The sequence below is a fragment of the Inquilinus limosus MP06 genome (assembly GCF_000767795.1).
In the GTDB taxonomy this organism is placed as follows: Bacteria; Pseudomonadota; Alphaproteobacteria; order DSM-16000; family Inquilinaceae; genus Inquilinus; species Inquilinus limosus_E.
This window is the reverse complement of sequence record NZ_JANX01000227.1, coordinates 1-9,095: the sequence shown is the minus strand read 5'-3', so window position 1 is coordinate 9,095 and position 9,095 is coordinate 1. Positions and strand designations below refer to the sequence as shown.

Here is a 9,095-nt window from a genome sequence, read left to right as displayed (position 1 = left end):
TCCCGCGAGGGGAGGGGGAACTCGTCAGGGAAACCGTCCGCTGCTCCATGATCCCCATCACTCCGGCAGCACGGCGGTGGCCTCGATCTCGACCAGCGCCTCGCGCTCCACCAGCTCGACCACCCGCATCACCGCCATGGCCGGGTAATGCGCGCCCATCACCTCGCGATAGGCGCGGCCGAGCGGCTTCAGGTTCTCACGGTACGCCTCCATGTCGGTGACGTACCAGGTCAGCCGGGCGATGTGCTGCGGCCCGCCCCCGGCCGCGGCCAGCACCGCCAGGATGTTGCGCAGCGCCTGGGCGATCTGGCCGACCATGCCCTGGGCGAAGCGGCCCTCGGCGTCCCAGCCGATCTGGCCGCCGACGAACACCACCCGGCCGGTTCCCATCATGCCGTTGGCATAGCCCTTCGGCGCCGGCCAGCCTTCCGGCTGCAGCGTCACCAGGCCGCCGGCGGCCATCTGGTCGATCATGGTCACGTCGCGCATCTCCGCTGATAGGATTCCACCGCATCCCGGATGTCCGCCGGGACCGGGATCGACACCGTCTCGACGATATCCGTGGTCACCAGCACCAGCCGGCCGATCAGGGCCGGTTCGCCATCGCGATGGCCGTGGAAGGCCAGGGCGATCGAGCTGCGGCCGACCCGCTCGACCAGCAGGGTCAGGGCCAGCACCTCGCCCAACCGCGCCGGACTCACGTAGTCGCATTCGGCCCGAACATAGCCGAGCCCGACCCGGCGGCGCTGGATGATGTCGGCGTAGTCGAGGCCGAGCTCGGCCTCGAACCACGCCTCCACCGCGCCCTGCATCATGGTGAAGTAGCGGGCGAAGAAGACGATGCCGGCGGTGTCGCAATGCTCGAACCGGATCGGCTGCCGGGCGGTGAAGGCGGCCGCGGGCAGGTCGGCGGCGGGCAGCGGCGCGGGGCGGGTGTCGTTCATGAGGCCTTCGCCGGTGCTTCGGTCGCCATGCGGCGCAGTTGGAAGCGCTGCAGCTTGCCGGTCTCGGTGCGCGGCAGCCGCTCCAGGAACTCCACCGCGCGGGGGTATTTGTAGGGCGCGATCTCGGCCTTCACATGGTCCTGCAGCGCCTTGCGGGTCGCCGCGTCGGCTGCATGGCCGGGTTTCAGCACGACATAGGCCTTCACGATCTGGCCGCGGTCGGGGTCCGGCACGCCGACCACGCCGCATTCCTGCACCGCCGGATGGGTCAGCAGCGCGTTCTCCACCTCCGGCCCGGCGATGTTGTAGCCGGAGGAGACGATCATGTCGTCCGACCGCGCCTGGTACCAGAAATAGCCATCGGCGTCGCGGCGATAGGTGTCGCCGGTCAGGTTCCAGCCGTCGCGGACATAGGCGCGCTGGCGGTCGTCGGCCAGGTAGCGGCAGCCGGTCGGGCCGCGCACGGCAAGGCGCCCTGCCTCGCCCGCCGGCAGCTCGTTGAAATCGTCGTCGACGATCTTCGCCTCATAGCCCGGCACCACCGTGCCGGTCGACCCCGGCCGCACCGCGCCGGGGCTGGAGGCGATGAAGATGTGCAGCATCTCGGTGGCGCCGATGCCCTCGGTGATCTCGATGCCGGTGGCGTCGCGCCAGGCCTCGTAGGTCGCGGCCGGCAGCGCCTCGCCGGCCGAGACGCAGCGGCGCAGGCTGGACAGGTCGCGCCCCGGCTTCTGCGCCAGCATGGCGCGGTAGGCGGTGGGGGCGGTGAAGCAGATGGTGGGGCGGAAGCGCTCGATCCCGTCCAGCAGCTCCGCGGGCGACGCGCGCTCCAGCAGCACGGTGGAGGCGCCGGCCCGCATCGGGAACAGCACCAGCCCGCCGAGCCCGAAGGTGAAGGCCAAGGGCGGGCTGCCGATGAAGCGGTCGGACTCGTTCGGCTGCAGCACCTGGCCGGAATAGGCATCGCAGATCGCCAGCAGGTCGCGGTGGTTGTGCATCGTGCCCTTCGGCACCCCGGTGGTGCCGGAGGTGAAGCCGATCAGGCAGATGTCCTCCGCCGCCGTGTCGACCGGCGCGAAGCCGGCCGGCACCGTGCCCATGCGCGCCTCGAGGTCGGCATCGGTGCCGCCGCCGAAGGTCAGGACATGCTGCAGCACCGGCGCCTGGGCCTGCGCCGTCTCCAGATCCGGCAGCAGCCTGGAATCGCAGATGGCGAGCCGCACGCGCGCCTTCTCGATCATGAAGGCCAGCTCCTTGGCGCGCAGCAGCGGCATGGTGGCGACCACCACCGCCCCGGCCTTCAGCGCCGCCAGATAGCTGGCGACCATCATCGGGTTGTTGGCCGAGCGCAGCAGCACCCGGTCGCCCGGCACCAGCCCGGCGTCGCGCACCAGCACCTGCGCGATGCGGTCGACGCGGTCGAGCAGCTCGGCATAGCTCCATTCGACGCCCGGCGCGATCAGGCAGGGCCGGTTGCCATGGCCCTCGGCGACATGGCGGTCCAGGAACTCGGTGACGCAGTTCAGCCGCGCCGGGTATTGCAGCGCCGGCAGGGTGAAGCGGAACTCCGGCCACTGCTCCCGCGGCGGCAGGTTGTCGCCGGCGAAGCTGTCGACATGCGCGCTCTTCGTCTCCATCTCGCCTCTCCCGTCCGTTTTCTTATTGGCTTTTGTTGTCATGCCCGGGCTTGACCCGGGCATCCAGAAGCTGTCGAGACCCTCTGGATTGCCGGGTCAAGCCCGGCAATGACAGTTTGGGATTACAAACGGTTCGCACCATGACGGTCACTCCGGCTCCGCCAGCAGATGGCGGGCGATGACGATCTTCTGGACCTCGGTGGCGCCCTCGTAGATGCGGAGCGCGCGGATCTCGCGATACAGCTCCTCGACCTTGACGCCGCGGGTGACGCCGAGGCCGCCGAACAGCTGCACCGCCCGGTCGATCACGCGCTGCGCCGCCTCGGTCGCGTGCAGCTTGGCCATCGCCGCCTCGCGCGTGACCCGCGCGGCGCCCCGGTCCTTGGCCCAGGCGGCGCGGTAGACCAGCAGCGCGCTGGCGTCGATCTCGGTCGCCATCTCGGCCAGGGCCGCCTGGCTGAGCTGCAGGTCGCCCAGCGCCCCGCCGAACATCTTCCGGCCGCGGGCGCGGCTCAGCGCCTCGTCCAGCGCCCGGCGGGCGAAGCCAAGCGCCGCGGCGCCGACGGTGGAACGGAACACGTCCAAGGTCGCCATTGCGACCTTGAACCCCTCCCCCGCCCCGCCGATGCGGTCGGCGAGCGGGATACGGCACCCTTCGAAACGCAGCGTCGCCAGGGGATGCGGCGCGATCACCTCGATCCGCTCCGCCACCGTCAGCCCCGGCGCGTCGGCCGGCACCAGGAAGGCAGACAGGCCGCGGGCGCCCGGCGCCTCGCCGGTGCGGGCGAAGACGACGTAATGGTCGGCGATGCCGCCATTGGAGATGAAGGTCTTCACGCCGTCGATCCGCACCGCGTCCGGCCCGTCCGGCACCGCCGTCGTGCCGGTGGCGGCGACGTCGGACCCGGCCTCAGGCTCCGACAGGGCGAAGGCGGCGATGGCACCGCCGTCGCGAACCGGCGGCAGGATCCGGTCCTTCAGCGCGTCGGTACCGAACAGGGTGACCGGGCCGGTGCCCAGCCCCTGCATGGCGAAGGCGAAATCGGCCAGCCCGTCATGCCGGGCCAGGGTCTCGCGGATCAGGCACAGGCTGCGGACGTCCAGCCGCTCCGCCACGCCGCCATGGCTGGCCGGCACCGCGTGGCGCAGCCAGCCGTCCCGGCCCAGCGCCGCCACCAGGCGGCGGCAGGAGCCGTCGACGTCGTGATGGTCGACCAGGTCCGGCAGGGTGGCGCCGGCCCAGGCGTCGAGCTCCGCCGCCAAGGTGCGATGACGGTCTTCGAAAAAGGGCCAGTCGAGGAAGCTGCGATCGGGCATCAGTTCCCCTCGAACACCGGACGGGACTTGGCGGCGAAGGCTTCGTAGGCCCGGCGGAAGTCGCGGGTCTGCATGCACACCGCCTGGGCCTGGGCTTCGGCCTCGATCGCCTGGTCGACGCCCATGTCCCATTCCTGGTGCAGCATCCGCTTGGTCATGGCATGGGCGAAGGTCGGGCCGTCGGCCAGCGACCGGGCCAGCGCCGTCGCCTCGTCCAGCAGCGCCTCGGGCTCGACCAGCCGGTTCAGGAAGCCCCAGCGCTCGGCCTCAACCCCGTCCATGCTGCGGCCGGTGAACAGCAGCTCCGACGCCCTGCCCTGGCCGATGATGCGGGGCAGGATCGCGCAGGCGCCCATGTCGCAGCCGGCCAGGCCGACGCGGGCGAACAGGAAGGCGGTGCGGCTGCGCGCGGTGCCCAGCCGCAGATCCGACGCCATGGCCAGGATCGCCCCGGCCCCGGCGCAGACGCCGTCGACCGCCGCCACGATCGGCTGCGGGCAGGCGCGCATCGCCTTCACCAGGTCGCCGGTCATGCGGGTGAAGTCGAGCAGCCCGGCCATGTCGCGGTCCAGCAGCGGGCCGATGATCTCGAACACGTCGCCGCCGGAACAGAAATTGCCGCCGGCCCCGGTCACCAGCACCGTCTTGACCTCAGCATCCGCGGCCAGCGCGCGGAAGATCGCCACCAGCTCGGCATAGCTGTCGAAGGTCAGCGGGTTCTTCCGCTCCGGCCGGTTCAGGGTGACGGTCGCGACCTTGCCCTCGACAGACCACAGGACGTGCCGGGCCTGGTAGGTGGAGAGCGGCGGGGCGATGGGGGCTTGGCTCATCGTGACCTCGGCGGCCGTTTGGAAATGCGCTGGCGTGAGTCGGCTAGTGGTGGTTTCGAGAACCGGAGCGCAGCGCACATGGGTGCGTGAGCACCGGAAGCGCAGAAACCGCCGTCAGACGGCCGCGCCAGTAGCATTTCCAGACGGTCGCTCACATCACCTCGCCGCCGGCCACCGGCAGCGCGATGCCGTTGACGCTCGCCGCCTCCGGCCCGGCCAGCCAGGCGACGGCGGCCGCCACCTCCTCCGGCTGGATCAGACGGCCCTGCGGATTGCCGCGGATCAGCTCGGCCCGGATCTCGTCCGGGCTGCGGCCGGTCTTGCCCTCGATCCGGGCGACCGCGCCCTGCACCAGATCGGTGTCGGTGTAGCCGGGGCAGACGGCGTTGACGGTGACGCCCTTGGTGGCGAATTCGCGGGCCAGCGCCCGGGTCAGCCCGACCACGCCGTGCTTGGCGGCGCAATAGGCGGCGACATAGGGGAAGCCGGTCAGCCCGGCGATGCTGGCGATGCTGATCACCCGGCCCCAGCCGCGCTCGGCCATGCCCGGCAGCACCAGCCTGGTCGCGTCGTACACCGCGCCGAGATTGAGGCTGATCATCCGGTCCCACAGCGCCCGGTCGGTGCGGGCGAAGGGCGCGCTTTCCGCCGCCCCGGCATTGTTGACCAGGATGTCGATGGGGCCGTGATCCGCGGCCAGCCGGGCGATCGCGGCCTCCAGTTGCTCCGGCCGGGTCACATCGGCCACGGCGTGGGCCGCGGCCTTGCCGGCGGCCACGGTCGCGGCCAAGCGGGATTCGGTCCGCCCCAGCACGGTCACCGACGCGCCCCGCGCCGTCAGCGTCGCTGCGACCGCCGCCCCGATGCCGCTGCCGCCGCCGGTGACCAGGGCGTGGTGCCCGTTCAGGGATGAAGCTGCCGTCATGCCGACCTCCCGAGAGATACTTTAAGCTTGAAACATCTCGCGAGCAAGGACCTGTCGGGATGGGGAGACCGTTTCGGGCCTACACCGTCATTGCTTCGTCGGCTTCGCCTCCTCGCAATGACGGCGGGACCGAACGGCCGTCAGCCTTCGGCCGGCTCCGCCAGCCCGAGTTGCCGCAGCAGGCGGGCGAGATAGTCCCGCAGATCCTCCGCGGTCGGCGGCGCCGGGTCGATCAGCAGGCGGTGCAGCATGGCGCCGCCCATCATGTCCTGCAGCATGGCGGTGTCGGCCGAGGCCGGCAGTTCGCCGCGCGCCTGCGCCCGGTCCAGCAGCATCCCGAAGGCCTCGCGCCGCGGCCGCAGATAGGTCTCCCAGTAGATCGCCATCAGCCGCGGATGGCTCTGCACCGAGCCGATCAGCCGGGCCAGCAGCTTGCGGTTCTCGTCGCTCGCCATCAGCTCGGCGCCCTGCTCCATCATCCGGCGCAGCGTCGGCCCCAGCGGCAGCGCGGCGAAGTCGCGGAAATCGGTGACGCCCATGTCGCGCTCGGCATTCTCGCGCACCCGGCCCATCGCCTGGGCCAGCAGCTCCTCCTTCGACGACCAGCGGCGATAGATCGTGGTCTTGCCGACCCCGGCGCGCCTGGCGATGCGCTCGATGCTCGCTCCCTCGACACCATGGTCCAGGAAGAGATCCAGCGCCGCCTTCAGGATCGCCTCCTCCGCCGCCCGGCTGCGGGGCCGCCCCGGTGCCCGCTTTCCCCCGGTTTCCGCTGTGGTCACATCGAGCCCTCCGCGTCTGCTCTCGAATCATATATCGAAACGATACTGTTTCGTATATATATTCTCATCGACTCGCCGCTTTCGGAGCCGCAGTTGAAGACCGTCCGCATCCTGTCCGTCGTCCTGGTGCTCGCGCTGATCGCCGGCGCCGCCTTCTGGCTGTTCGTCCGCCCGACCGCGGTCGCGACCGTGGCGCCCCGGCGCGGCGAGGCGGCGCAGATCGTCTACGCCACCGGCGTGATCGAGCCGCGCGTCTGGGCCAAGGTGACGCCGCTGGTGCGGGAACGGATCGTGTCGATCTGCGACTGCGAGGGCGAGGCGGTCGAGCCCGGCGCCGAGCTGGCCCGGCTGGACAGCCGCGAGGCCGAGGCGACCTTGGCCGAGCTGAAGGCGCGGCAGAAGCTGGCAGCGGCCGAGCATGACCGGCAGATCGTCCTGGCCGGCCGCAACGTCGCCAGCGTCCAGGCCCTGGACCAGGCGCGCAGCGAGCTGTCGCGGCTGGACGCGATGATCGCCGGCCAGACCGCGACGCTGGAGAACTATGTCCTGCGCGCGCCGATGCGCGGCCTGGTGCTGCGCAAGGACGGCGAGGTCGGTGAGATCATCGACCCCGGCACCATCGTGTTCTGGGTCGGCGAGCCGAAGCCCCTCTGGGTCATCGCCGACGTCAACGAGGAGGATATCCCCCTGGTCGCGGTCGGGCAGAAGGCGCTGCTGCGCGCCGACGCCTTCCCCGGCCAGGCGCTGCCGGCCACGGTCGACAGCATCACCCCGAAAGGCGACCCGGTGGCCAAGACCTACCGCGTGCGCCTGGCCCTGCCGGACGACACGCCCGTCCGCATCGGCATGACGGTCGACGTCAACATCGTCAACCGCACCGTGCCCAACGCCCTGCTGGTGCCGGCCGAGGCAGTGAACGGCGACGCCGTCGTCACGGTCGATGCCGACGGCCGGACCCGGCATCGGACGCTGGAGATCGGTATCCGCGGCATCCGGGATATCGAGGTACGGTCCGGCCTGGCCGAGGGCGACCGGGTGATCACCCCCTTCCCCGAGGCGCTGGCCGATGGCGCCCGGGTGGCGCCGGAGGGCTGAGCCATGCGGCTGCTGCTCGACCTCGCCGTCACCCACATCATCGGCCGCGGCCGGCAGACCCTGGTCGCGATCCTGGGCACGGCCCTGGGCGTCGGTTTCTCGATCGCCATGGCGGCGCTGATGCAGGGCGGCGAGGACGATTTCGTCGCCCAGCTGATCGACACCATGCCGCATGTCCAGATCACCGACGAGCGGCGGACCGCGGCGCGCCAGCCGGCCGAGGACGAATTCGACGCGGTCGCGATCGCCGGCCTCCGCCCCCGCGACGACCGGCGCGGCATCCTGAACCCGACCGCGGCCGTCGCGGCGCTGAGCGGCTGGATCCCCGGCAAGATGTCCAAGAGCCTGAAGACCCAGGGCGTGGTCCGCTATGCCGGGCAGGACATCGGCATCAGCATCTTCGGCGTCGAGCCGCGGCAGGAGGCGCGCGTCTCCTCGATCGCGCAGGATTTCCGCCAGGGCAGCTTCGATTCGCTGATCGCCGGCGGCAACAACATCGTGGTCGGGGACAGCCTGGCGAAGCGGCTGGGCGCAGATCTCGGCACCACCGTCACCCTGGTCTCCGCCACCGGCCAGACCCGCGCGGTGAAGATCGTCGGCCTGTTCCACACCGGCGTCACCGCCCGCGACGAGGGCGAAGGCTATGTGCTGCTGAAGATCGCCCAGATCCTGAGCGAGCGGCCGAACGCCATCAACGAGATCCGGCTGAAGCTCGATGATCCGAACGCCGCACCGGCGGTGGCGAAGCGGGCCGAGGCGCTGATCGGCTACAAGGCGGTGGCCTGGCAGGAGGCGAACGAGTCCCTGCTGGAGGCCTTCGTCATCCGCAACATCATCATGTACACGGTGGTCGGCGCCATCCTGCTGGTGGCGGGATTCGGCATCTTCAACATCGTCTCGACCATCACCCATGAAAAGGCGCGCGACATCGCCATCCTGAAGTCGCTCGGCTTCGAGGCGCGGGACATGCGTCGGCTGTTCCTGCTGGAAGGGCTGACGCTCGGCCTCGCCGGCTCGCTGGCTGGCTGGCTGCTAGGCTTCGCCCTGTGCCTGGCGCTGTCCAGCATCGAGCTGCACCTGTCCGGCGCCAATGTCGGGCGCGAGATCACCAAGCTGCCGCTGACCTGGAGCCCCTGGCACTACCTGATCGCCGCCGGCTTCGCCCTGGTGGCGGCCGGCATCGCCGGCTACCTGCCGGCGCGCCAGGCGGCCAAGCTGAACCCGGTCGAGATCATCCGGGGGGCGACATGAGCCCGCAAAATCCGGGAAAGCTGATCGAGGCCAGGGGCTTGACCCGGGTGCTTCCCGAGACGGTGCCGGTGACGCTGGTCAAGGACGTGTCGCTGGTGATCGGCGAGCGCGAGCTGGTCGCCGTCACCGGCCCTTCCGGCTCCGGCAAGTCGTCGCTGCTGTACCTGCTCGGCCTGCTCGACCGGCAGACCGCCGGCGATCTCCGCATCGCCGGGCAGGAGGCGGCAGCACTGACCGAGCGCGGCCGGGCCCGGCTGCGGCTGGAGCAGATCGGCTTCGTCTTCCAGTTCCACTTCCTGCTGCCGGAGTTCACG

10 protein-coding genes are annotated in these 9,095 nt (G+C 70.9%); 3 read left to right on the top strand and 7 right to left on the bottom strand.

Features of this window, described 5'->3' with window-relative positions; translation table 11 throughout:
- Positions 1–57: 57 nt before the first annotated feature.
- From P409_RS17820 to P409_RS17790, 7 genes are all read right to left on the bottom strand, one after another.
- Positions 58–474 (bottom strand): RidA family protein, encoded by a 417-nt coding sequence (locus P409_RS17820; protein WP_238578712.1) that lies wholly within the window; start codon positions 472–474, stop codon positions 58–60.
- Between the two features lie 2 nt (positions 475–476).
- Positions 477–944: an acyl-CoA thioesterase gene (locus tag P409_RS17815; RefSeq protein ID WP_052120845.1), complete on the bottom strand. Its 468-nt coding sequence runs from the start codon at positions 942–944 to the stop codon at positions 477–479.
- Positions 941–2,581: a benzoate-CoA ligase family protein gene (locus P409_RS17810; protein ID WP_034840487.1), complete on the bottom strand. Its 1,641-nt coding sequence runs from the start codon at positions 2,579–2,581 to the stop codon at positions 941–943. Before P409_RS17810 ends, P409_RS17815 begins: the two co-directional genes overlap by 4 nt.
- A gap of 147 nt (positions 2,582–2,728) precedes the next feature.
- Entirely contained in the window at positions 2,729–3,898 is a 1,170-nt protein-coding gene (locus P409_RS17805) for an acyl-CoA dehydrogenase family protein (RefSeq protein ID WP_034840482.1), read from the bottom strand.
- Positions 3,898–4,728 (bottom strand): enoyl-CoA hydratase family protein, encoded by an 831-nt coding sequence (locus P409_RS17800; protein ID WP_034840477.1) that lies wholly within the window; start codon positions 4,726–4,728, stop codon positions 3,898–3,900. Before P409_RS17800 ends, P409_RS17805 begins: the two co-directional genes overlap by 1 nt.
- A gap of 151 nt (positions 4,729–4,879) precedes the next feature.
- Complete coding sequence (locus tag P409_RS17795) at positions 4,880–5,653, bottom strand: SDR family NAD(P)-dependent oxidoreductase (RefSeq protein WP_034840474.1); 774 nt, start codon at positions 5,651–5,653, stop codon at positions 4,880–4,882.
- A 140-nt stretch (positions 5,654–5,793) separates the two neighbouring features.
- Positions 5,794–6,435 (bottom strand): TetR/AcrR family transcriptional regulator, encoded by a 642-nt coding sequence (locus tag P409_RS17790; RefSeq protein WP_034840472.1) that lies wholly within the window; start codon positions 6,433–6,435, stop codon positions 5,794–5,796.
- A gap of 93 nt (positions 6,436–6,528) precedes the next feature.
- On the opposite strand from P409_RS17790, the gene P409_RS17785 reads away from it, so the two are divergent.
- The 3 genes from P409_RS17785 to P409_RS17775 form a co-directional block, all read left to right on the top strand.
- Positions 6,529–7,530: an efflux RND transporter periplasmic adaptor subunit gene (locus P409_RS17785; protein WP_034840467.1), complete on the top strand. Its 1,002-nt coding sequence runs from the start codon at positions 6,529–6,531 to the stop codon at positions 7,528–7,530.
- Positions 7,531–7,533: 3 nt separating this feature from the next.
- Positions 7,534–8,781 (top strand): ABC transporter permease, encoded by a 1,248-nt coding sequence (locus P409_RS17780; protein ID WP_034840464.1) that lies wholly within the window; start codon positions 7,534–7,536, stop codon positions 8,779–8,781.
- Positions 8,778–9,095, top strand: a 318-nt coding sequence (locus P409_RS17775) for an ATP-binding cassette domain-containing protein (protein ID WP_034840459.1), incomplete at its 3' end; no start/stop codon positions are given. The genes P409_RS17780 and P409_RS17775, both read left to right, overlap by 4 nt.

Bases quoted from the DNA above. Each gene is read 5' to 3' on its own strand.
- P409_RS17820 (WP_238578712.1), bottom strand. From the start codon at position 474: ATGATCGACCAGATGGCCGCCGGCGGCCTGGTGACGCTGCAGCCGGAA.
- P409_RS17815 (WP_052120845.1), bottom strand. From the start codon at position 944: ATGAACGACACCCGCCCCGCGCCGCTGCCCGCCGCCGACCTGCCCGCG.
- P409_RS17810 (WP_034840487.1), bottom strand. From the start codon at position 2,581: ATGGAGACGAAGAGCGCGCATGTCGACAGCTTCGCCGGCGACAACCTG.
- P409_RS17805 (WP_034840482.1), bottom strand. From the start codon at position 3,898: ATGCCCGATCGCAGCTTCCTCGACTGGCCCTTTTTCGAAGACCGTCAT.
- P409_RS17800 (WP_034840477.1), bottom strand. From the start codon at position 4,728: ATGAGCCAAGCCCCCATCGCCCCGCCGCTCTCCACCTACCAGGCCCGG.
- P409_RS17795 (WP_034840474.1), bottom strand. From the start codon at position 5,653: ATGACGGCAGCTTCATCCCTGAACGGGCACCACGCCCTGGTCACCGGC.
- P409_RS17780 (WP_034840464.1), top strand. From the start codon at position 7,534: ATGCGGCTGCTGCTCGACCTCGCCGTCACCCACATCATCGGCCGCGGC.